Genomic DNA, 24,154 nt, shown 5'->3' with positions numbered 1-24,154 from the left:
TCTAAAGAAAAGGTTATTCAATTGGATAATTTGCTAAAACGAGACTTCACTACTCAGACCATTAATGAGAAATGGGTAGCAGATATTACGTATATTCACACATTAAAAGACGGATGGTGTTATTTAGCTTCGGTATTGGACCTTCATTCTAAGAAAATAGTAGGGTATTCATTTTCTCGTTCAATGAACACAGAACTGGTCATAAAAGCTTTCAATAACGCACACTTTTCACAAAAGCCCTCGGAGGGCTTAGTTCTTCATACGGATCTTGGCTCACAATATACAAGCAGTGAGTTTACTCAACATATCCAAAATCATCATATTCAGCAATCCTTTAGTCAGAAAGGTTGCCCGTACGATAATGCCTGTATTGAATCCTTTCATGCCCTATTAAAAAAGGAAGAAGTCAACCACGTACAATATCTAGACTATCAAACAGCTAAATTAGCGATGTTCCAATTTATTGAAGGTTGGTATAACCGAAAAAGAATTCACAGCAGCTTGGGCTATCAAACCCCACAAGCCATTGAAGATCGAATTAGGAATACAGCTTAAGATTTAACTTTTTAGTGTCCAAAATATTGACTCAAATCCATTAATTTTACCGATGTAATGTAATCTAAACCAATAAAAGAAACTTTAGTCTTTCCTGTTGAGAATAAAAAGACTAAATATCAAACGCCTTAGAAACATTATAGGCTTGTTCTTCCTTACCATATATAGCTTTGGCGAAGCAGTCGAAAAGGTTTATGGATAAAATAAAAAAGCTGTACCCTTTTCTAATAAGGTTACTAGCTTTTTTACAAAGGATAATAAAATTAAAGTTTTTTTACTCTAATTGGACTTACCATTAAAAGAGCGAGTATTAAGGTAATCCACGCATTACTATATAAAAAGAATCCCATACCAGCCAATGGTAATCCAGCAGCTGGAATAGGTAATCCTTTAAAATACCCAATGGTTGGTTTAACACTAAACTTAGCTAATCTTAATGCTCCCATCGTTGGGAAAAGGATAAATGCCAAAGACGTTAAAATCGACGGTGCTGCTATCGAATGAAATAGAAGTGCAGGAGCAACTCCGAAACTAATAATATCAGCCAAGGAATCCAATTCCACGCCAAATTCACTGTTCACTTTTAATTTTCTCGCAATCCTTCCATCAAGAAGATCTAAAACAGCCGAAAAGAAAATAAAAACGGAAGCTACTTCCAAAAAGCCACTCATATTATAGGTAATTGAAAGTACACCGCACAATAAATTTCCAATCGTAAATAAATTGGGCACAGCTTTTACTATCTGATTGAACAAGGTAGTCCCCCCTGACGTCGAACAATCTCCGCATTTATGTAGCATTTTCTATATATTCTTCCGCTATTCTTAAATATTAAAGGAAAAACTATCCCTTTGCTCCACACAGCACTAAATACAGAAGCCACCAAGTAACTCACTTGCCTTAAGATTCTTAATAAAAACAATCCTTCCTTATGTTTAGTTTTTTCAAAGGAAGCGACTTTTATGAAATATCCCTTCTTAATCGATTTCTTCTCTTCCATAAAAAATAAATGAATATTGTAAGGACCAAAAAACTCGTAATTAAATAAATACTGTATGTTGACATATAGTGTTCAACATTGGTCCAATTTTCCCCTAATATTCTTCCTAGTGTGATAAAAGTAAAACTCCATATTAATGCACCAGTATAGGCGTAAACAACAAATTTTCTAAAAGGGAAGCGATTGACAGCTGCTATATACGCTGTAAGGTGCCGTACCCCAGGAATAAAATAACCAAATAATAAAAGATAGGGTCCGAATTTCTTGAATAATTTCTTTGTTCTATTAATTTTTTGTTCGGTAATGTGAATTTTTGGTCCAAACTTTTCTAATAAAGGCAACCCAAATTTATAACCAATGAAGTAGCTAAGCGAAATCCCACCCGTTGCTCCTACAAAGGCACTTACTATTGAAATTAAGTAAGATAATTTACCCTGAAACACATTGTAACCAATATATGTAAGAAGAACCTCGTCGGGTATAGGAAGTCCTACAATACCTCCGATTAAAGCAAATATTATTCCGAAGTACCCATAATGTTCTAGAAGGTAATCAATATGATTTTCCACTTTTTCACTTCACTTTTTAGGTAATGTCTAACAATCATTTCTGATTATTTATTATCAGCAGTATTTAAATATAAAAAAAGAGGAAGAAACTTTTAAAGAAAAATATGCAAAATGTATGTTTGAACTATTTTATATTTGGGTTAAATAAACGAAAAAATACATTTTTAGTTTTCATAAAGTTGAATAAATAAGGTAGATTAAGTTTAACAAAAATAAAGAGGCTGCCAATCAAATAACGGGTTAGGTTTAGAAGTACAAAAAAAGAAATTATGATTAAAAATGGTCTAATTAGTCCCGTTAGTCAGTCCGACTCTTGGATTAGCTCTTTCTTTTATTATTGATATTTGCTTTTTTTTTAACCAATAATATTCAGATAAATCAACTTATTATTAGTAAGGACAAAGATATACAATAAATCAAAAGAACGCATTTGGGATACAGCCTTTTTTCCTGTCACCCTTAACAACAAATATCCTCCCATAAAAACAATCAATGTACGATAAATTGTTTCCAAATTTTCATCTATCCTAAAAATCTTTCCATTTTAGTAAACCTTCTATTAGACCTAAAGTTATTGTTAGTATTAGAAGTTTCATTAGTATCTAACCTTAACAAATTATTTATTGTAAAGAGAATGGAAGAACCAAGTCTTTATAAGTTCGCATTGGAGTTTTTTAGAGGAAACAAATGAAGAGTAAATTAGAAGTTATTGATCGAATAATTTATTTCTTGTATGTAACTTTGGCTAAAGTGGTCTGTTTGTAAATACAGCAAGCTATAGTTGAATTCATTCTGTACATTCAATTTGAAAAAATTCTCGACTCTTACTATCTTGGTTACGTAGCAATTTTAATCCGTTTATAGCGTTTTTGAATGGGCTTACAGGCTATCACGAAAACATACGTTGAGTTTCAAATTAGATCAAAAACAAAAACAATTACCTTGAATCGGAAATTATGAATGGGGTTGAAAATGGATCAAAAACTACCGGATATGCCTCTATAGGATTTAAAATAGTTGTTCCGCTTCTTAATAACAAAATACATCGCGATTAACCAAACCAAATGCAGTGATATCTAAAGACTTGCCACAACAGAAATTGGACGTTCAGAAATCGTGGCTTTTTCGTGGGACCACATTCGATCAACTAAATCAAACCATATGAGTAAATGGAAAAAAAGGCGTTGCTGCCGTTTCATCCGCCTCTCCCCCCTCTTTTAACTTATACAAGGATTCCTATCAAATCCACTCGATTAGGAAGACTTTTATAAAGATGGAGAGTAATTGGACACCCGAGGCTTATGTAAAGTCTTTAAAGAAGTGAAAAAGCATGGTTGCTTACTGCGCGTTTTTCCCATTCTCATTTTACGACATTCACTTTCGACCCTTTTGTGATAGGAAAAAAATTTTAAATTATCGATTTCGGATTCTTCAGGAGCTTTTAGGCCATAAAAGTATTACATCAACACAAGTATTTACGCATATCGAGTATACACAATAGAAATCAATCGATTCGTTTATTTTGTATCCCCTTAAAAAAATAACTACCTCAATTGGGTAGTTATTTTCTAATCTGTTTGATACTCTATTTGAAGATTTGTAGGTCATTGATAGATTCCCCCATAAGTTAGTACGGGATAGGTTGAATATAATGGAATTTGTCCTAAAAGTGGTTTGGTCGGTACAAAATATTAGCTGGTTGAATGATGGCTAATAAGGCTGGAATTTGAAACAACATATGCTGCATTATACCTGTTAAATAAAGGTATATCATACGAAGCTCCTTCCTTCTATATATTCCTCACCACATACGATTAGAGGTTACCAGACTAATATTTTCAAATTCTCTTCGGACTCCAATACATTAAGGCTGCATGAAATGGATATTCATACTCATATTTACCCTCTTTTTCTACCACATATTTATTAAGAATGGCTTTCACTTCATGGTCAGAATAGTGCTCATCCAGTATTTTTGTAGTATTATCGCGAATCACTTCCTCATAAGAAGAATAGATTTTTTTACTTTTCAACTCCACAATCTTACAGTTTGCTAAAATTCCAAGCTGATACAATGCATTCAAAATGTGAATATAATCTCTTTTTCTCAAATTGATTTTATAGCCTAGTTGATCCAATTCCATGTAATGCGGCTTTTCTGGACCTGTTGTCATACCTATAATAACTAATCGGGATGCTGCCTCATTCATTTTTAATAAGGTTTCTCCAATATCATTCATGCGATAGTAACAATTAAACCCAAACACAACATCATACTTTTCTCTTTCTTTCTCACATTCCCACTTATTATGTATTAATTCCATGTTCTCGACACCTTTGTCATTTGCCTGAGACTCCAAAAACCGGATTATGCTTTTTGAACTGTCAATACATGTAAGCTTCCGGACTTCATCAGCAATCGCAAATGTATAATTGCCCCACCCAGGTCCGATTTCCAATACATGATCATCACTATTTAGTAAAGAACGTAGCTCCTGTTGCACAATTTTTGCATAGGGATCCGGTTTATGTTGTTTTTTCCCCTCCAACCTAGAAGACCAAAATGCTTCTTCTACTGTATCATCTTTTAGTCGGTTCGGTATGTTACCATTATGATCTACCATGGCTTGTCTCCAAAGTTCAACATAATCAACATTATCTGTCTTCATCTTTTCTCTCCCCAAATTAGATAATTTATGTATAATAATTTTCTTAAACTATTCTACCCCATAGTTGTAAAAGAAAAAGAGCTGCAAATCAGCTCCTGTTAATGAACAAAGCCTTTTTCTATTATAATCTCTCAACAAATTAGCATTCGTCATACTCAACTTCTTGCAGCGTTTTGTGCAAAGACTCACTACTACTTTTAGGGATTTCTATTTCCTTATTTTATAGGTACTTATTCTAATATTACAATAAGATTTTCCAAACAGAATGAAGTATTGTTAACACTACTTACGAAAAAGGGAATGAGACGTTCAGAAATTGTGTCTCTTACATGGTGTATATTTAATGAATAAAAAACGATACGAGTCTAAGGGGAATACTGATGTTTCATCCGCTTCTCCCCCTCTATATATCTTATAAAAGGTTTACACGTTTTTAAAATGCTGTTGGATATAAAAATTCACTTTATCAGGTACTTCGATTTGGATGAAATGCCCGGCATTTTGAATGATGTGAACCTGTGCATGTGGTAAACCATCTTTCTGGAGCTTGTAGGCAAATTCAAATGGGATATAAGGATCCTTCTCTCCCCAAATTATGGTGACAGGTATTTTGATCCGATTTAGTTTTTGATTGTACGATCTTACCTTTTCTATATTTCCTGAACGGTATAGATCTAAGATGACTTTACTTGATTCAGGTGTTCTAAAGACACGATAGAAGTCTTCCAGAGTTTCGTCAACTATGTTCGGAATCGTTTTCTTCATTTCAGTTTGAGATTGGGGATCATCTGACATGAGCTTCATAATTTTCTCTCCTGCATTTGGTGTTCTCCAAATCTGAGCAAGTGAGTGCCACTTATAATCTACTGATATGGTTGTATTTGAAACAAAGAGACTTAGTATTCTCTCTGGATGATCACATGCCCATTTCAGTCCAATAAGTCCTCCCCAGTCATGCACAATCAGATGGAATTTATCTAGTTTTAGTTCCGTTGTAAAATCCGATACAAACTGTTCATATCTCTCCCATGTTGAGGATTCATCGAACGATTCACTTTGGCCGAATCCAGGGAGATCCGGTGCAATGGTTCTAAATCCACAAGAGACAATGCAAGGAATCGTTTCGCTCCACACAAGGCTGGACTCAGGTACCCCGTGCAATAAAAGAACAGGGGGATCATTAACGCTGCCTTTCTCAATATAAGATATCATCTTTCCATTTATTATCATATTTTTCTTTTCCACTTTTATCTACCTCCTGAATAAGTATTGTGAAACTTTATTTACATAAAATCAGGTTAAAGTTACTGGTCTATAGAAAGGGGATTTCTTTGGAAACAGATTATTGATAAAATAACTGAATTGACTATGCAGAGAGATTCAATGGAATTTCTAGCAATCTCCCTCTCTCATTTCTATGTTTAACTGCGATTTAATGCTTGTGTTTTTAGATTTTTATAAAAGTTTTATTAAAAATTGGATTCTGGTTCTTTATCAATGATGTGGATAGTGAATCCTTCAATTCTTTGTCCAGAATTTTTTCAATGACATTACTTTTATAAAACACAACAAAAAAAGGTAAAGCTATAAAAAATCAGGCCTCACCTCTGAAATGATTAAAACCTTTGTTTCTCTAAAAATCTCAAAGTTAATTTTAATGATCAATCCACTTAAATTGTACTTCCGCTCTTTTATACATGATCTAATCATTACGGGTGTTTCATCTAGTTTATTTAAAACCGCAAATATAATTCAACGTTTCTAACCCAATCTTTTCTAGGTTTTCGGTATTTCCTTTATAGAAATTTAGACATCTGTGGACTTTTGCTGAGTGAAGAAGAAAATGAAAATGATAATGGGAAGGGCGATTAGAAAGGCATTATTTCTAGAACTTTTTATTGTAGGAATATCTGTTAATGACATTTTACTCATTCCCTTTTAGGTTAGTTAATAATTCAGGTGGAACGATATAATGCTTCTTTACAATTGTATTAAAAAGGTTATAATCTTCAATTGGCAATGCCGGAACAACTTCAGGATAACCAAAAATAGGACCGGAAACATTAATTGAGAAATCACCAGACGAAACAAATGTGCCTGTCACATGTATGACATCATTGATTAATAATATAGCTATAATGATGTCCAATATATCGATAAAAAGATTTCCCACTTGCGAGTGGTCCTTCCCTTCTATACGATAACCCCCAAAAAGAGGCCCACCTAACGAGAGACTAAACCTTCCTGACCTTACAAATACGCCAATGATTGTAATTTGTCCAGTTAATAATAGGATGGCTGTAGTAATTTCGAGACTGCGCTGAAAGGAGTGAATTACTTTTTTTTCTGAATTAACTACACAGGTTTCATTCAATATCACCACTCCCCATGTAGGCATTTTATTCATATATCAGGCAAACGTCACTTATTTGTTTGATTTTTTATATTTAAAAGTTCTATTACTGAATATATTGCTGCTTCAATTTCTTTATATCCGGTGCATCGACAAATATTCGAAGAAAGCCATGTTTCAATCTTTTCAGGACTAGGGTTATTGTCATTAAGGAGCAAAGCCTGACAAATCAATATAAATCCTGATGTACAATATCCACATTGAAAAGCAAAATGCTCTACGAAGGCTTTCTGAATCGATGTATCCTTTAGGCCTTCTATTGTAAGTATTTCTGTATCAATTGCTTCAATAGCTAATATTAGACATGATTTTATTGGTTGTTTATTCATAATCACTGTGCAAGCCCCACAGTCCCCATTTAAACACCCAGGTTTCGCTCCAGTTAGTCCGATTTTATCTCGGAGTACATCAAGCAATATATCTGAAGCCAGTATATCCATCTCGTACCATTCTTTATTTATTTCTAAATTAATTGTGATTCTTTGATTTGTGGGGTACCTATTCAAGTTCTTCACCACCTAAATATGACAAAATATTAGATAGGGTATTTTCTAAAACAAATAATCTATATTCATCTGATCCTTCTATATCGTTTAATATAGGACCTGGCAAATACTCAAAAGAAGCTAAAACTCGATCTTTTAAAGAAAAACTCTTATCATTTAGTTTGTTTTCCATTTGAATTGATCGAAAGGGATATGGACATACCCCGCTGAATGCAAATCGAATAATTCCGTCTTTTTTTAGAGATGCAACAGTTAAAAGCGGATATCCCGTTTTCCATTGCTGCCGTTTCTTTACACTAATGTGTTTAGCTTTCAGATATTCTTTTTCTGTTACAATTTGTACTAGAAATTCCCCATCGTCAAGTCGTAGCTCTTTATGGAAAACCTCATTAATAAATTCTTTCCTCGTTCCTTTTGGTCCTGCAATAATGACGGAACTATCTGATAATAAAAATGGAAGAACTGACTCCCTATAAAAAATTTGGCCACATATGTTTCCACCTATAGTAATTGTATTTCTTGATGTATAATCCGCAATTTCTTTTGATGTATTCGTTAATAAAGGGAACACATTATTTTCTTCGAATACACTTAAACTCAATGTTGAACCAATGATTAGTTCATTGTTTTGAAAGCCGAATACCTTACAATCGGGAATACCCTTTAAATCAATAATTGCATCAGTATATACATAATTCATACGTCCTAATGTTAAAATTTCTGTTCCTCCACCATAATACAAAGGTTTTCTTTCTTGTGATTTTAATGTTTGGTATAGTTCTATCGCTTCTTTTATGGATTTTGGTTTATAGTAATCGAAATTATAAGATAACATTACAATATTCTCCCTTTCTTACCCCTCCAAATAAGTTCAGGGAGTAACGGCAATTGGTTCAAAGGTATCCCAGCAGCCAAGGATAAACTGTTGCCTAGAGCAGCTGGCATACCAAGAAGCCCATGTTCTCCAAGGCCCCTAGCGCCATATGGAGCATCTAATTGTGGTGTTTCTACAAATTCACAGATATATTCAGGATTTTCTCCATACCTTAAGGGTCTATAGGTTCTAAATTGAGGATTTAATACTCTGCCGAGGTGATCGAAATAGAATGTTTCACGACCACCAAATGCTATACCCATGCTCATTGCACCCATTATTTGTCCTTCTGCAGTTTTTTGATTCAGAACCTTTCCTGCATCAATGACAGATATTGCCCTTACTATCTTGTAAGTATATTCATTTATGTCATACTCTACTTCTACCCCTTGTGCGCCAACAGTCCATTCAGGACCTGGTCTACCTGCACCTGTCTCGGGATCTAAATTTGTTATATGTGGAATGGTATATTGCCCTCTACCGATGATTTGTCCTCCAATTGTGCTTCCATCAGGATATTTATACCCATACACTAGCCGTTTGAAAGGAATTTCTATATTTGGTTCCCCTCTCATATAGACCCTTTCATGGCCAAGGACGATGTCTTCAATTGGAACTCTTAATACACAAGAAGCAAGTTTCTTTATTTGTAAAAGCGCATCTTCCACAGCTTGAATCGCAGCTCTCCCTGCCATAAATGTTCCACGGCTTGCTACCGTTTTCCAATGTTCTGGAGTATTTTGTGTATTTACCTTCATCTGAACTTTTACACGATCAATTGAGACCTTTAATTTATCTGATACAATCTGTGCTAATACTGTTTTCGTTCCTGTACCGATTTCTACTACTCCTGAAATGAGGTTTACACTTCCATCTAGATTAAAAGTTAAAATGACACCAGATCCAGCGTTGGTATCGATCGTGGAAGTTTTCCATATACAAGCGATCCCTTTTGCCCTTATTTTATTGTCGTTTATTTTAATTAACTGGCCCTCTTCCCAATTCATTTTTTTCTTAAGCACCTGTATACATTTAGGAAGATTACCTACCGTACTAGAATTCAATTTAACCTGTGTTGGGGTGGATTGCCCTGGGAGTATCGCATTCATTTCACGAAGTTCAAGTGGATCAATACCAAGCTTTTTTGAAAGAGAATCCATAGTCCGCTCAAAAGCAAACAGAACTTCTGAATGGGCAAAACCTCGATAAGGTGAGGCATATGGATGATTTGTATACATACAGAGAGAGTCACACCAAATATTTTCTATATGGTAAGGTCCGGTGCAATCTACAGCCCCAGCACGGCTTAGATCTGTAGCTTTGTCGGCATATGCTCCTCCGTCCCATAAATACGTCAATTCTGCCATCTTTAGCAAACCAGATCGTGTACAACCTAATTTAACTGTAGCATCTAATCCAATATGACAAGGTGATGTCAAAATATCCTCTTCGCGACTATTTTCAACTTTTACTAGCCTGCCATTAACGGCCTTTGACGCGATATAAGCTAATAGTTCAAGTTGCACCGAGGCTTTACCACCAAATGCCCCCCCAACAAGTGGAGTGTTTACTATGACATTTCCAATTTCAACACCAAAGAAATCACTTATCAAACGCTTGATCATGAAGGGAGCTTGTGAAGATGAGCTTATCACGACTTTTTCATCTGCTCGAATTTCTGCTAAGGAACATCTTGTTTCCATAGCAACATGATCAGAAGGGGAAAAAGAAAACTTTTCCTCGACAATAATATCGCTCTTTTGCCAACCTGTTTTTTTATCACCTTTTCGGATTTTAGTTCGGTTTGCTATATTTGTACCTGGCTCAGGAAATACCTCGGATATTTTTTTATAGGTACCTAAATCTGGGTGGAGAATTGGAGATTTAGGATTTAAGGCTTCCGTTGGTGAATTGATAACAGGTAAAGGCTCATAAATAACCTGTATATTGTCTGCTGCAAATTTAGCTTGTTTCGGTGTATCAGCAACAACAAGTGCAACAACTTCTCCATGATAGCGGACTTTATCTTGAGCTATGGGGTACCGATCTCTAATCTCTTCTCCTGTTAGCGGTAAATTCCCGCCGGTTATGATTGCACGTACTCCAGCAACTTTTTCAGCCTTGGTTATGTCAATATTTTTAATATTGGCATGTCCATAAGGACTAATTACCTTTTTAACATGAAGGATTTTTGTTTCTTTATGGTCACCTGTGTAAATCGCTTGCCCTGTCACCTTTTCCCATGCATCTTTACGAGTTACACCTTTACCGATAATATCCATATAGAATCCCCTCGTTATCATCATTATTCTTGATTAATTTTTATCAATTAGATTTTTATAAAATAAGTAATCTAATATATCATCAATGTAAGCAACAGTTTTTCCTCTAAAAAGAGGCACAAGTATTCCTTTGCTATCTATACCTTCAGGATATGTTTTCCACCTTGGTTTCCTTGTATTGTGAATTTCAGAAAAGAGATTTCTAGCTATATGTATTGGTGGTTGTAAACAGCCTTGAAAACTAGAAGTAACTAAGGAGTAGATTGGTTCTTTTTGTCCGTTGATGGTAACCATCATTACAACAAGATTTACTTATAAACCAGCTCCCAAAATACTAAAAAGCTTCTTGGTGTAATGTTTTACTTATAAATGTAATTAACATCTATACCTTTGGACATTAAATTACATCATCCTCTGGCAGGAAAGCGGATAATAATAAGTTCTAATCTGTATCTAATATTGATGAATAATGATCTTGCCTTCGTAGATGTTATCCTTAGTATAGGAAAGGTTTTCTATCATTTTCTGTTCAACATACTCAAACATCATATATATAGTTCATTAACATATGAATTCCAATATTGTATTAATAACTTTATGTTGAGTTATAAAGAAAATGTGTTTTTAGGGGGAATTAATAAATAATTCATTATATATACAATGAAATGTACAAAGTGTTTGGAGGGCGTTTTGGAACTTGGAGGATTTTTACATTTTATGTTATAAATCTAAAACACTCATTAGTGGAACGAGTAACTTACTATATATTCTTTAAAAAACATTGCGACATGTAATATTTTACTTTTTGACTCTGTTAAAGGATGTTGTTTATCTTGATGATCTAACGGGGCAGGATAGTGCATGATGAATGAGGTTACTAAACATGGATATTTTCCTCGTTTGAAAATGGGTATTGTGGAAAAAAAGCACTGCGAACAGCCTTTAAAATATAACTGTTTGCAGTGCATCTTTTTATTCGATTAACTAATATTCCAACGAAACCTTCACTATATCATCATCAAATTTCACATCAATCTGCTGTTCGGAATCATTTAGTATTCCAAAGTTAATGTGATGAACAAGCACGTTTTCTTTAATTAGTCCCTCAAAACGTTGAAGTTTTTCTTTAATATCCTCTGTTGCGAAGATCTTGATCGATATATACATCTCGACAGGCAAATCTAATTTTTTTCGTGTATCTTGTACTGCTCTAATTAATTCTCTGACTTGACCTTCCTCCACTAGTTGAGGTGTGAGTTTTATATCTAATAACACCCTTAACTGCTGATCACCTGCAATTTCAAAGCCAGATGAAACTATATAATCAACGTTTATATGCTCCTTCTTTAATATTACCGTGTGATTCTTTACTTCAATTTGTAGTTGACCATGATCTAGTAATACCTTCTTCTCATTATCAGTTATGTGGTCAACATATTCTTTGATCGAGTTCACCAGTTTACCAAATGCAGCACCTGCTGTTTTAAAATTCAATTTAAAAACATTCGATTCATATTGTGATATATCCTCTGTATAAACAACATCTTTAACATTAAGTTCGTCTTTAATGATTGCTGTATAAGCGCTTAAAAAACGTTCTCCGTTACTACGCCAAACAATTATTTGCTGTAAAGGCTGCTTAACCTTCATGTTTTTGGCATTACGAATACTACGACCGAGTTCCACTATTTTCAAGATAGTTTGCATATCGGTCTCTAACTCAGAATTGATCATTGAATCGTTAGATTTTGGATAGTCTTGTAAATGAACACTGTCTTTGTGTAACTCCAAATGGATATCTTCTGCTATATAGGGTACAAATGGAGCTAATAAGCGACTGATTGTCAAAAGCGTTTCAAATAATGTTGAGTAAGCTGCTCGTTTATCCTCAGAAAGTCCAGAAGCCCAAAATCGATTTCTTGATCGCCGTACATACCAATTGCTCAATTCATCGACTAATGCTGCAATATCGCGAGTTGCTTGAGTAAATTGATAGCGATCCATATAGCCATTAACCAGTCTGACTGTACTATTCAGGCGTGAAAGTATCCATTCATCTAGGATTGTTCTCTTACCTGTTTGCTGTCCATCATACACAAAGCTATCTATTTTCGAGTACATCGCATAAAACTTATACGTATTATCCAGCGTGTCAATTAGTTTTGATTTTGCATCTTGCACAATCTTTTTTGAAAAGCGTTTCGGATTCCAAGGTGAACTATCGACTAGGAAGGACCAGCGAAGTGCATCCGCACCGTATTCGCTTATGAGTTCAAGAGGATCTAATGCATTTCCTTTACTTTTAGACATTTTCTGACCATGCTCATCAAGTACGTGTCCAAGTGACAAAACATTTTTATAAGGTGTTTCACCTGTGAATAGTGTGGAAACAGCGAGTAGGCTGTAGAAAAATCCTCTCGTTTGGTCAATTCCTTCGATGACGACATCAGCAGGGAATTGTGATGCGAATTTTTCGTTATTTCCAAATGGATAGTGATGCTGCGCAAATGGCATCGAGCCACTATCAAACCATACATCAATGACTTCAGGCGTTCGGTGCATGACACCTTTACATTTCGGACAAGTACACTTTACTTGGTCAATATAGGGCTTATGCAACTCGATATCGTTTGTTACCGGTGTTGTCGCTAATTTTTGTAGTTCTTCGATACTGCCAGGTGCTTCTTCATGATGACAATCAGAGCATATCCAAACATTTAAAGGTGTTCCCCAGTATCGATTTCTACTTATATTCCAATCAACCAGATTTTCAAGGAAGTTACCAAAACGCCCATCTTTAATATGCTCTGGATACCAAGCAACAGTTGCATTGTTCGCAAGCATTTTCTCCTTTAAAGACGACATCTTGATAAACCAGCTATCCGTTGCATAGTAAAGTAAAGGAGAGTCACATCTCCAACAATGTGGGTAGCTGTGCTCGTATTTTTCCTTATGAAAAAGAGTGTCTTGTTCAGAAAGTATTTTAATGATATCAACATCACAGTCTTTCACAAATCTTCCTGAAAGCTCTACAACGTCAGCTGTGTAACGTCCTTGTTGATCAACAACATTGATAAAGGATAAACCATTTTGCCTAACGGTTTTATAATCATCTTCACCATAAGCAGGAGCAATATGAACAATACCTGTTCCACTATCTTCTGTTACATAATCGGCTAATACGATATGATGTCCGTTCTCAACAGACACGTAATTAAATGGTGGGGCATAATGTACTCCTTCAAATTCTTTGCCACTATGTTCACTTAAGACATTTGCATTTTCACCAAACACTTCTTCTGCTAATGATTGGGCAACGATATAAACTACATTCCCTTTTTTGACACGTACATACGTTAATGCAGGGTTCATCGCTAGTGCAACGTTTGCAGGTAATGTCCAAGGTGTCGTTGTCCAACCTAAGAAATATTCTTCTTCCACATCAAGACGTTTAAATTTTACAGTAGCCGATAAATCTTTTACATCTTTATAGCCTTGTGCTACCTCATGGGAACTTAAAGAAGTTTGACAGCTAGGGCAGTATGGAGATACGCGATGACCTTTATACAATAGACGATCCTCATGAACCTTACTTAAAATGTTCCATACACTTTCAATGTAATCATTGCTTAATGTCATATAAGGACTGTCCATATCAACCCAATAACCTAACTCTTCTGTAAATGATCGCCATTTCTTCTCATAGGTGAATACGCTCTCCTTGCATTTATTGATAAACGACTCTACACCATAGCGTTCAATTTCATGTTTTCCGGAAATACCGAGTTGTTTTTCAACACCTAGCTCGACCGGAAGACCATGTGTATCCCAGCCGGCTTTTCTTTCCACTTGAAATCCCTGCATAGTTTTATACCGTGCCACGACATCTTTAATCGTTCGCCCAAAGGCATGACCTACATGGGGCAGTCCATTTGCCGTTGGTGGTCCTTCGTAAAAAACAAAAGGTGCCTTACCTTTTCTTAAATGAACAGATTGTTTAAAAGTATTTTCTTTTGACCAATAATTACGTATTTGTTCCTCACGCTGTACAACTGTTTCTTTACTTTCATTAGAGTTCATAGATATCGCTCCTATAAATTTTTTAAAAAGCACACAAAAACCCCGTCCCATAAAGGGACGGGGTTAACCGCGATACCACCCTAATTCTATTGATCCGATCAATAGCACTTAGCAACGTACAATCATACGTGTTCCTTTTAACGGTAGACGCCCGGTCAGACTTACTAAAAGATTCAGCCTAACTTCTCAGAGAGGATTTTCACGTGACACTCGAACACTGACTTGCACCAAAATGTCAGCTCTCTGTGGATCAAGACGAAACGCTACTTTTTCTCATCAACGAATTTATGTGCTTTTATTGGTATTTATTGTAACAGATAATAAAATAGTTGTCAAATAAGTCATGAAATTAGGGCTCCTGTCATAAATCAACATTAATGATTAACAAAGCCTACTTTTTCGATAAGGTTGCCCATGTATCTTCAAGCCATTTATCAAAGTTTGCTCCCTTTTCACCTTCGTAAGTATCATAAATATCCATTCTCATTTTCTTTAACTTCTCTTTGAATTCTTTAAATGTATGATCTTCAGGTAAGCTTTTCTTTATTCTTAACAAGACTTTTCGTAATCCCTTAATCAATTCGCCTTTTTTCCTGGAAGGTAATTGAATATCTTCACCGAATCCTTTAAGTTTTCGGTAAGCAGCCTCTTGAATTTTATACACAGAATCACTATTCATTATATGTGTTAGTACATCGATAACTTGTTTATTTTTAAACTGACCTAACTCTTCAATCGCATCTAAACGTTCTCTCCAATTCGATGTACGATTGGCAGATTTTTTTAATTCCTCATAATTTGCAGGTAACTCCATACCTTTTGTTTCTTTATTATTCAAACGAATCATTTCTCCTTCTGTCTTTATGTAAGAATCAGGTGCTTATCTAAAATTAAACCCGATACTACAAATATCCTTTTTACTAAGAATTTATTCTTATAGTTCTTATTATACCCTTTTCCATATGTTAATATAGTAAAATTTCAAAGCCTTATGATTAGTAATATCAATTAATGGAACTAATCAATCGAACTAAAAGGGGCATCGAGGCGGCTCACCCTCCTTTCGATAAAATGAAACTAATAAAACGGAATAGAGCCAACCGCTTCTGTTCAATAAAAATTAAACTGCAGATATTGTATATAAGTTCTCCTTAAATTTCTTACCTGCACATTTCGAGCAACTGATAATGTCATTTACCGAGTCAGACAGCTATAGTATGTATTGAAGACAATCATATAATTTCATAGCATTGGCTTTTACAATTGAGCAAGAAATAGATTATTATGGATTAAAAAAAAGCACCAGCAATTCCTCCTTATTTACAGGAATTGCTGGTGCTTTTTTTTGCTTACTATGCTATTGAATTATTAGATTCCGAATTTCACTTTCTATTAATGTAATCCGCAAGCCTCAGCAAGTATTTCAACAAGATGCATACTTTTGATTTGCTTTGCCGCTCCCTCTCTTTGAATGCCAATGCTCATTTGCATCTGGCAGCCAGGATTAACAGTGATGACAGTGGCAGCATTTGTTTCTTTTAGATCTTTCATTTTTTCATCGAGAATTTTCATAGATTCATCAAAGTGTAGCAGATTGTAGATGCCTCCAGAAGCACAGCAGCGATCATATCCTTCCATTTCAACATAAGAAACTCCTGGTATTGATCGCAATAATAATCGTGGTTCTTCTTGAACCTTTTGTACATTACGTAAATGACAGGAATCTTGATAGGAAATAATGCCATTCCATTCTTTAATAAAAGGAAGAGGTCCCAACTGATGAAGGATTTGACTTATATCTTTCGATTTTCCAGAGAAATCCCTAGCTCTTTCAGCCCATTCTTGATCATCAGCCAAAAGATGTTCATATTCAAGAAGCGAAGCGCCACATCCTCCTGCGTTATTTACATAAAAATCAGCATTTGAATGCATAAATGCACGGATATTTCTTTTCGCTAATTCCTTTGCTTGATTTGTTTCGCCTTGATGAGAATGTAGTGCTCCACAACAATTCTGATTTTCAGGGAGAATGACTTCGCATCCTACTAAAGTGAGTAGTTCGATGGTAAGCCTGTTGATTCGTGACATCATAGAATCCATAATACAACCGACGAAAAAAGCAACTTTTAATTTTGTTTCCCCTTTTGCTGGAATAATCGTTCCTGTTCGGATTCGTTTGGAGGACGACTCAATAGCGGGAAGCGCTTGTTCTAAATGAGCAATGGCAGGAGAAATCTTTTGTAACACATTCGTTGAACGAACAAGTTTAGATAATCCTGTTTTTTGATATATGCTAATGGCCTTACCCACCCTGTTTATTCGTTTCGGGTAAGGAAATAAATGAAACAATGCTAACTTTTTCATCTTGGTTATATTAGATTTTTGGTTTGTAGATGGAGATTTTTCAATAGCTTCCTTTGCAGCTTCCAATATATGACCGTAAGGCACACCAACTGGACATGCAGTTTCACAAGCTCGACATCCTAAACATAAATCAATTGGTTTAGCTAAATCTTTTTGAAAATCAATTTTTCCTTCGGCTGCCATTTTTACTAAATTGATTCGGCCACGGGGCGAAGCGGATTCTACCCCCATTGATTCAAATGTAGGACAGGCTGGCAAACAGTATCCACACTTTACACATTGGTTTGTCCAATCATATGCATCTGTATATAAATTGGAGGCCGGTAAGTTTGAGTCGATTGATTTCGCAGTTAGCTTCATGTAATTAACACGACCCTTGTCTGGCCCTTTTCGGGGAATATCTTACCTGGATTAAGTATATTATTGGGATCCCATGCTTCTTTAATTTTTTTCATCATACTTACTCCAGCTATACCTAATTCCATTTCCATATATGGTGACTTCAGCGTACCGATTCCATGTTCCCCGGAAAGAGTGCCACCAAGTTCAATGGCTGCTTCAAAAATTTCACTGACCGCAAGTTCTACTTTTTTCATCTCTGAGATATTTCGTTTATCGGTAATAATGTTCGGGTGTAGATTACCATCACCAGCATGACCAAATACAACTAAATTCAACTCATATTTCTCGCGAATTTGGTTTAATCGTTTCATCATAGCCGGAATTTGTCTGCGTGGAACCGTAGCATCTTCAGATATCTTTGTAGGTCCCATTTGAGTAATCGCTGGAGAAACCATTTTTCGGGCACTCCAGATATTCTTACGTTCTTCCTCTGATTCAGCTATCTTAACGTAAGAAGCACCTTCTGCTCTGCATAACTCAGCGCACTTATTGATTTCTTCTTCAATCGCCAAAGGATGACCATCGATTTCTATTATAAGGATGGCTTCTGCTTGAAGAGGTAATCCAGAAGGACGATAGTTTTCAACAGCTCGAATACAAGCATTATCCATTAATTCCAAGGCTGATGGTAAAATTCCAGACGATAAAATGCTTGTAATAGCATGACCAGAATCAATCAAATGATTGAAGTGGGCTACAAATGTATTCTGAGATTGCGGTTTTGGGATTAATCGAATTATTGCTTCTGTGACAATTCCTAGAGTTCCCTCTGATCCTACAATTAAACGGGTCAAATCATACCCAGTTACATTTTTCACCGTCTTTCCGCCAGTACGGATGATGTCACCTGTAGGGGTAACCACCTCTAACCCAATAACATATTCTTTTGTTGTTCCATACTTTAATCCCTTTGGTCCGCTTGAGTTTTCTAAAAGATTCCCACCTATAGTGGCCACATTTGAACTACTAGGGTCAGGTGGATAGAACAATCCCACTTCTTCAGCTTTTTTATGTATATTTGCCGTAATTACTCCTGGAGAAACAATGGCAAGCATATTTTCGCGGTCTATAATCAATTTATCACTTAAAAGGGTCAAATCAAGAACCATACCGCCTTTAACTGGTAACGGTCCACCACTTAATGATGTACCTGAACCTCTAGGGTAAACAGGTATTTTGTACGTATTTGCCAATTTTACTAATTCACTAATTTCATTTGCGTTTTTTGGTTGAATAACTATTTCAGGTAAATACTCTCCAAAAGAAGCATCATAGCTATAACAATACCTTTCTGCTAAATCAAGAAATATTCTGTCACTAGGGATAATCTGATGTATTTCAGTAAGTACTTCTTTCTCCATGCTTCTCACTTCCTTCTCTATAATAATCTAGAGATAAATGAATAGGAAAAAATTATCATAACCTCTTTACAGTTTTCGAATAAAAATATCGCTGATCGAAAAAGGATAGTACACAATAGAAAAGACCATCGATATCACTTCATATTAGCTGGACTCTATTCATTCAAACTCTTAATCCTTTACTTACAAATGACAGACGTTTTTAAGCAACTATCAACATTTTTTATTAAATGAGGTTTTTAACGAAGTGACTTTTTTTACCTCTGTCATTCGTTTTCATATTTAAGAATATAATAGCGTTGCAGGGTCCTACTAGATATAATGAATTAAAGGAAAAAGGAGGGCTTCTATTGAAAATTGCATTGATTCATGCAACAACAACCGCACTAAAGCCGATTGAAAAAGCGTTTCAGACAGTTAAACCGGACCTTGAGCTTCTTCATTTTATGGACACGAACCTGCTTGATTTAATGGAAAAAAGCGGCACGCTAACTCCGGAAATCATTCGCCGCTTTTCTTTATTAGTGAACTTAGCCTATGACTCTGGTGTTTCCTGTATTCAACTTACCTGCTCTGCATTCAACGATATTACATCAATTTTACAACCTCTTTATCCTGTGAAATTATTTCGGTCGGATGAGGCGATGCTTGATGAAGCACTTCAATACAATAGTATCGGTCTAATTTCTACAGTAAAGGAAACACCAATCGCCCTTCAAAATTATCTAAGAGATAAAAATCCAGACTGTATTGTGGAATCGATAGTGGATCCTGGGATTATCCACTTATTATCACAAGGAAAAAGAGCAGAACATGACGAACGGGTAAAAATGATGGTTGAACAAATGGATGGAAGAACAGAAGTGATCGTGCTTTCTCAATATAGTATGGAACATGTAGCAAAGCAGGTTAACCCTTCTGTCCCCATCCTCACGGCTCCACTATCAGCAGCAAAACGGTGTCTAGCTTATTTGAATGGACATATTGTGTAATAACCCTTAAAGACAAATGTCCGAAAAATAAGTTAATTCAAGTTGGTGAATGATAAACTTATTGTCTATGTTTCTATTAACCATTCGTATGATGAGAACCGCCGAAAACCTTTCCGACACCTTGGATTTTTTCAAGTATAACAATTAGAACGACTGATATGAAAATAACTACGCTTGACACGGAAGCAACAATTGGATTATAGGCATCCTGCATTTGTGAAAAAATCTCAATTGGAAGCGTACGCATTTCAGGTGATACCATAAAAAGAGAGACAGTTACATTATCAAATGATGTTAGAAATGCAAATAGTCCTCCTGAGATGGCAGCTGATCCAATAAGCGGAAGTGTCACTTTCAAAAAAACAGTTAGTGGATTAGCACCAAGTATAGCTGCAGCACGTTCAAGATTATAATCAAATCCACTTAAACCAGTTAAAACGAGACGCATTACATATGGGATACAAATGACAATATGGGCAATTAAAAATCCAGTAGAAGTACCGGCAAGCATCATAGGTGTGAAATACATCAACAGTGCAATACCTAAAACAAGCTGCGGCACACTTAATGGAGAAGTTAAGAGAGCCGTAATATAAGATTTGCCGGGTATTTCATACTTTGCAATGCCAAGTGCCCCTAGAGTTCCAAATATGACAGAGAAAAGAGCTGCTAAGGCAGCGAATTTCGCACTATTTAAAAATGCTTCTAAAAACTCCGGACGTTCTAAAATTTTGGTATACCATTGTAATGAGAAACCTTCTGCTGGAAAACTTGGATAATTTGCGCTTGTAAAAGAAGCAGGTATAACTACAATGAGTGGTATTAAGATATAGATTATTGCTAACACAGCAACGGCGATGCGAAGGCCACCAAGAGTTTTCATCATCGGAATACCTCCTTAAATTTCCCTTTTTCAAACATTCTAGTAAAGACAGCTACTGAAATGACAGTTGTTGCTAGTAGAATATAAGAAAGCGCTGATCCAAATGTCCAGTGAAGCAGGTTATTTATTTGATCATATATGACAACTGGCATTACTGGTACGTTTGCTCCCCCCATTAGTGCAGGTGTAACGTAGGCACTCATCGACAAGCTAAATACAAGAATGCAACCAGAGACAATACCAGGTATACTTAGCGGTAAAGTAATTGAAAAGAACCTTCTGAAAGGACTTGCCCCAAGAATTGCTCCCGCTTTATCTAAAGAAGGATCAATATTATATAAGCTAGCAACAATAGATAGGATCATGAAAGGCAGATATGCGTTAGAAAGCCCGATAACAACTCCAATTTCCGAAAATAGCAGTTTCAATGGAGTTTCTATAATACCTAGAGCCATCAACGTTTGATTTATCGTTCCATTGGGTAGTAGCAATAGATACCAGCCAAAATTACGAACCACTATACTTACCAATAGTGGTGACACAATCAAGAGAGTGATGTACCCTCTAATTCGTGGTGAACTTTTTGCCATTGTCATTGCTACTGGATAACCTAGAAATAGAGAAACTAAAACTGAATATAAACTGATTTTCACCGTCAACCATAAAGAAGACAAATAGTAACTATCCGAAAATATTTGTGTATAGTTTTTCAAGCTATATACTGCATCTGCCGCACCAAGATTATCAGTGGATATAAAGCTTAAATATAGAATGTATAGCATTGGAATGACAAAGAAGCCAAAGATAAATAATAAAATAGGTGTTAAAAGGAGTAGTCCAGGTATCCAAACTTTTCTTTTTTTGAATTTAGGTTCTTTTTGTGGCTCTATTGGATTAATTTCCTTTTCTATTTCTTGGCTAGCATAACTTCTGATGGGCTCCATCCGATATACACCTCACTCCCATTTTGCCATGAAGAATTAAAAGAAGAAGTCAAAATTTGAACACTTTTCCCTTGTAATAAAACATTAATTTCCCATGACGTACCAAGATAATTAATTTGACTAATCTTGGCTTTATGGAAATCCAAATGTGATAAAGCGGTTCCTTCAGCAGGAACAATTTGTACCTTTTCGGGTCTAATATACATTTTCACCTCATCCCCCGTTTTCAAATCGTTATCATTTCCCATGATATTATCTGCATCAACATGAGTGATATCATCACCTATTTTGACTGAAATTCTCCGCTTATCTACTTCTGAAACTTTACCTTCAAAACAATTTGACTTTCCAATAAATTGAAAGACGAATTCTGTCTTAGGATGATTGTAAATATCAGTTGGAGTACTGATTTGTTCGATTTTCCCTGCATTCATAACAACAACTCGATCTGACATGGAAAGAGCTTCTTCTTGATCATGTGTTACAAAAATAGTTGTTACCCCAATCTCCTTTTGTAAACGTTTTATCTCAGCTCTTAGCTCATGGCGTAGCTTAGCGTCAAGATTTGAAAGGGGTTCATCGAGTAAAAGGAGCTCTGGCTCAACTACAAGTGCCCTGGATATAGCAACACGCTGACGTTGCCCTCCTGATAATTCTCTTGGGTAACGATTTTCCAATCCTGACATTTTTACTAACTCCAGAGCTTTACTTATTTTCTTTTTTTGTTCAGCTTTACCTACTTTTCTCAACTTCAATCCAAAGCTAAGATTTTCATAGACTGTCATATGGGGAAAAAGGGAATAAGTTTGAAAAACCATACCTAAATCTCTCTTATATGGAGGAACCTTCGTTACATTGTTCCCTTTAATATAAACCTCACCCCGATCTGCTTCGAGAAAACCTGCAATTAGATTTAAGGTTGTCGACTTTCCACATCCAGAAGGACCAAGAAGAGTAAGTAACTCTCCTTGCTTCACTTCTAAATCAATGCCATTTAATACAACATTTGATCCAAATTGTTTAAAAGCCCCTTTTACCTCTACATCATTTTTATTCGTACCTATCCGTTGAACTGATTCAAGATGTGCATGTGTCCTTTTAATTTCTATATCGTTTTTTAAGACTTCCATGTGTTCAACCCGCTCCTTTTTATTTGAGTTTTTTACCTAGTTCAGGAGTAACTTCTTTTGCCCATCTGTCAGACACTTCAGCACGAATCTCAGCAAACTTAGCAAAATCAGGTTTGAATGTCTTATCCGTTTCTTTAAGTCCAATTGACTCTTCGAATTTCTCAGAAATTCCCATCCCTTCTACAGTCGGATAAAAGCCTTTCTCGGAAATTAGCGCTTGTGCTTCTTCACTAATTAGATAGTTGATAAATTCAAGTGCTTCTTCATTGTTAGGTGTATTTTTCACAAGTGAAGCACTAAATGCTTGAAGCGGCACACCTTCTTTTGGAACAGCCATTTTAATTGGAACTCCTGAAACAGCAAGTTCGCCAATAGAATAGCTCCCCATGACAGTTACATCAGCAGCTCCTTGTTGGATAGCTGGCATCATTTGCGTTGAATTTTTATAAAAAGTATTAGAATATCCTGCAAGATCTTTTGCTTTTTCAAGCCCTGGCTCCATATCGTCTGTACTGCCACCATTTGAAATCGCTAAACCATTAAGGGTATTAAAGCCCCAATCATTCGTAATGTCTGAAAATGCCGTTTTACCCTCGTAATCTGGAGATACAAGATCGTTCCAAGATTCAATCGGTTTTAACCCATTCTTTTTAAATGTTTCTGTATTATAGGCTGGAGCAATAACCAAGCCGAATACTGGAGCAGCAGCCTTTTCAATTGGAATAAATCGCGAATCTACAGATTTCATATTTGGAACATTAGACTCATCAACGGAATCAATAAGTCCCTTTTCTTGAGCACGTATTACATCAACTGGTACAAAAAGGGCAACATCAATTTGTGGAGAGTTTTTCTGTAATTCCACTTTTGACAAAATTTCACCTGATAAACCAGAAATATAGTTAACTGTAATGCCAGTTTCTTCTTTGAATTTTGGAGCAATCACATCTCGAATGGCACTTTCAATAACCCCGCCATTACCAGCTATCGTTATTTTTTTCTCACCTTTTTCACCTGTACTTGTTTGTGTTGCTTCCCCCGGCTTTTGCGGCGTTGGATTACCACATCCTGCAAGCACAACCAATAATACTATTGATAATAAACTAATTATTTTCTTCATTTGATGAACC

Annotated in this window: 19 protein-coding genes and 1 other annotated feature; of the genes, 2 read left to right on the top strand and 17 right to left on the bottom strand. The window is 35.7% G+C overall.

What is annotated here, in order from left to right:
- A partial coding sequence (locus ACQKMR_RS11705) for an IS3 family transposase (protein WP_427697447.1) occupies nt 1-555 on the top strand: 555 nt, incomplete at its 5' end.
- Between the two features lie 263 nt (nt 556-818).
- On the opposite strand, the gene pssA is transcribed toward ACQKMR_RS11705, so the two are convergent.
- From pssA to ACQKMR_RS11640, 13 genes are all read right to left on the bottom strand, one after another.
- Nucleotides 819-1,310, bottom strand: a complete 492-nt coding sequence (pssA, locus tag ACQKMR_RS11700) for a CDP-diacylglycerol--serine O-phosphatidyltransferase (RefSeq protein WP_427697446.1) — start codon at nt 1,308-1,310, stop codon at nt 819-821.
- A 205-nt stretch (nt 1,311-1,515) separates the two neighbouring features.
- Nucleotides 1,516-2,124, bottom strand: a complete 609-nt coding sequence (locus tag ACQKMR_RS11695) for a DedA family protein (protein WP_427697445.1) — start codon at nt 2,122-2,124, stop codon at nt 1,516-1,518.
- Between the two features lie 1,076 nt (nt 2,125-3,200).
- Nucleotides 3,201-3,323 carry a hypothetical protein gene (locus tag ACQKMR_RS11690; RefSeq protein WP_427697444.1) on the bottom strand — a complete coding sequence of 41 codons (123 nt, stop codon included), beginning with the start codon at nt 3,321-3,323 and terminating at the stop codon, nt 3,201-3,203.
- A gap of 639 nt (nt 3,324-3,962) precedes the next feature.
- Entirely contained in the window at nt 3,963-4,793 is an 831-nt protein-coding gene (locus ACQKMR_RS11685; protein WP_427697443.1) for a class I SAM-dependent methyltransferase, read from the bottom strand.
- A 423-nt stretch (nt 4,794-5,216) separates the two neighbouring features.
- Nucleotides 5,217-6,038, bottom strand: a complete 822-nt coding sequence (locus tag ACQKMR_RS11680; protein WP_427697442.1) for an alpha/beta fold hydrolase — start codon at nt 6,036-6,038, stop codon at nt 5,217-5,219.
- 679 nt (nt 6,039-6,717) lie between these two features.
- Nucleotides 6,718-7,173, bottom strand: coding sequence for a hypothetical protein (locus ACQKMR_RS11675; RefSeq protein WP_427697455.1), 456 nt, complete (start codon nt 7,171-7,173; stop codon nt 6,718-6,720).
- 41 nt (nt 7,174-7,214) lie between these two features.
- Nucleotides 7,215-7,646 carry a (2Fe-2S)-binding protein gene (locus ACQKMR_RS11670; RefSeq protein ID WP_427697454.1) on the bottom strand — a complete coding sequence of 144 codons (432 nt, stop codon included), beginning with the start codon at nt 7,644-7,646 and terminating at the stop codon, nt 7,215-7,217.
- Between the two features lie 58 nt (nt 7,647-7,704).
- Nucleotides 7,705-8,547, bottom strand: a complete 843-nt coding sequence (locus ACQKMR_RS11665) for an FAD binding domain-containing protein (protein WP_427697441.1) — start codon at nt 8,545-8,547, stop codon at nt 7,705-7,707.
- Nucleotides 8,547-10,868 (bottom strand): xanthine dehydrogenase family protein molybdopterin-binding subunit, encoded by a 2,322-nt coding sequence (locus tag ACQKMR_RS11660; RefSeq protein WP_427697440.1) that lies wholly within the window; start codon nt 10,866-10,868, stop codon nt 8,547-8,549. The genes ACQKMR_RS11665 and ACQKMR_RS11660 overlap by 1 nt, the downstream gene beginning before the upstream one ends.
- Before the next feature lie 984 nt (nt 10,869-11,852).
- Entirely contained in the window at nt 11,853-14,948 is a 3,096-nt protein-coding gene (gene ileS / locus ACQKMR_RS11655; RefSeq protein WP_427697439.1) for an isoleucine--tRNA ligase, read from the bottom strand.
- A 50-nt stretch (nt 14,949-14,998) separates the two neighbouring features.
- Nucleotides 14,999-15,237, bottom strand: a binding site (T-box leader).
- Between the two features lie 102 nt (nt 15,238-15,339).
- The gene (locus ACQKMR_RS11650) at nt 15,340-15,786 is read right to left on the bottom strand and encodes a HEAT repeat domain-containing protein (RefSeq protein WP_427697438.1); all 447 of its coding nucleotides are present in this window, start codon (nt 15,784-15,786) and stop codon (nt 15,340-15,342) included.
- Between the two features lie 554 nt (nt 15,787-16,340).
- Nucleotides 16,341-17,672, bottom strand: coding sequence for a (Fe-S)-binding protein (locus ACQKMR_RS11645; RefSeq protein ID WP_427697437.1), 1,332 nt, complete (start codon nt 17,670-17,672; stop codon nt 16,341-16,343).
- Entirely contained in the window at nt 17,669-19,075 is a 1,407-nt protein-coding gene (locus ACQKMR_RS11640; RefSeq protein WP_427697436.1) for an FAD-binding oxidoreductase, read from the bottom strand. The genes ACQKMR_RS11645 and ACQKMR_RS11640 overlap by 4 nt, the downstream gene beginning before the upstream one ends.
- Nucleotides 19,076-19,425: 350 nt before the next feature.
- Between ACQKMR_RS11640 and ACQKMR_RS11635 the strand changes: the two genes are divergently transcribed.
- Nucleotides 19,426-20,067 (top strand): hypothetical protein, encoded by a 642-nt coding sequence (locus ACQKMR_RS11635; RefSeq protein WP_427697435.1) that lies wholly within the window; start codon nt 19,426-19,428, stop codon nt 20,065-20,067.
- Nucleotides 20,068-20,143: 76 nt separating this feature from the next.
- On the opposite strand, the gene ACQKMR_RS11630 is transcribed toward ACQKMR_RS11635, so the two are convergent.
- Genes ACQKMR_RS11630 through ACQKMR_RS11615 form a run of 4 tightly spaced genes read right to left on the bottom strand, consistent with a single transcriptional unit; the run spans nt 20,144 to nt 24,144 of the window.
- On the bottom strand, nt 20,144-20,950 hold the full coding sequence (locus ACQKMR_RS11630; RefSeq protein ID WP_427697453.1) for an ABC transporter permease: 807 nt from the start codon (nt 20,948-20,950) through the stop codon (nt 20,144-20,146).
- The gene (locus tag ACQKMR_RS11625; RefSeq protein WP_427697434.1) at nt 20,950-21,894 is read right to left on the bottom strand and encodes an ABC transporter permease; all 945 of its coding nucleotides are present in this window, start codon (nt 21,892-21,894) and stop codon (nt 20,950-20,952) included. Before ACQKMR_RS11625 ends, ACQKMR_RS11630 begins: the two co-directional genes overlap by 1 nt.
- Nucleotides 21,858-23,024, bottom strand: coding sequence for an ABC transporter ATP-binding protein (locus ACQKMR_RS11620; RefSeq protein WP_427697433.1), 1,167 nt, complete (start codon nt 23,022-23,024; stop codon nt 21,858-21,860). Before ACQKMR_RS11620 ends, ACQKMR_RS11625 begins: the two co-directional genes overlap by 37 nt.
- A 19-nt stretch (nt 23,025-23,043) precedes the next feature.
- Nucleotides 23,044-24,144, bottom strand: a complete 1,101-nt coding sequence (locus ACQKMR_RS11615; RefSeq protein WP_427697432.1) for an ABC transporter substrate-binding protein — start codon at nt 24,142-24,144, stop codon at nt 23,044-23,046.
- Nucleotides 24,145-24,154 lie beyond the last annotated feature (10 nt).

This window comes from Peribacillus sp. NPDC096540 (assembly GCF_050278525.1).
Taxonomy (GTDB): domain Bacteria; phylum Bacillota; class Bacilli; order Bacillales; family DSM-1321; genus Peribacillus.
The sequence above is the reverse complement of the archived record's forward strand: the minus strand, read 5'-3'. Positions and strand labels throughout refer to the sequence as shown.

Excerpts from the sequence above, each read along its gene's own strand:
- ACQKMR_RS11690 (WP_427697444.1), bottom strand. The coding sequence starts at position 3,323 with ATGAAACGGCAGCAACGCCTTTTTTTCCATTTACTCATATGGTTTGAT.
- ACQKMR_RS11685 (WP_427697443.1), bottom strand. The coding sequence starts at position 4,793 with ATGAAGACAGATAATGTTGATTATGTTGAACTTTGGAGACAAGCCATG.
- ACQKMR_RS11670 (WP_427697454.1), bottom strand. The coding sequence starts at position 7,646 with ATGGATATACTGGCTTCAGATATATTGCTTGATGTACTCCGAGATAAA.
- ACQKMR_RS11665 (WP_427697441.1), bottom strand. The coding sequence starts at position 8,547 with ATGTTATCTTATAATTTCGATTACTATAAACCAAAATCCATAAAAGAA.
- ACQKMR_RS11660 (WP_427697440.1), bottom strand. The coding sequence starts at position 10,868 with ATGGATATTATCGGTAAAGGTGTAACTCGTAAAGATGCATGGGAAAAG.
- ileS (WP_427697439.1), bottom strand. The coding sequence starts at position 14,948 with ATGAACTCTAATGAAAGTAAAGAAACAGTTGTACAGCGTGAGGAACAA.
- ACQKMR_RS11645 (WP_427697437.1), bottom strand. The coding sequence starts at position 17,672 with ATGAAGCTAACTGCGAAATCAATCGACTCAAACTTACCGGCCTCCAAT.
- ACQKMR_RS11640 (WP_427697436.1), bottom strand. The coding sequence starts at position 19,075 with ATGGAGAAAGAAGTACTTACTGAAATACATCAGATTATCCCTAGTGAC.
- ACQKMR_RS11630 (WP_427697453.1), bottom strand. The coding sequence starts at position 20,950 with ATGAAAACTCTTGGTGGCCTTCGCATCGCCGTTGCTGTGTTAGCAATA.
- ACQKMR_RS11625 (WP_427697434.1), bottom strand. The coding sequence starts at position 21,894 with ATGGAGCCCATCAGAAGTTATGCTAGCCAAGAAATAGAAAAGGAAATT.
- ACQKMR_RS11620 (WP_427697433.1), bottom strand. The coding sequence starts at position 23,024 with ATGGAAGTCTTAAAAAACGATATAGAAATTAAAAGGACACATGCACAT.
- ACQKMR_RS11615 (WP_427697432.1), bottom strand. The coding sequence starts at position 24,144 with ATGAAGAAAATAATTAGTTTATTATCAATAGTATTATTGGTTGTGCTT.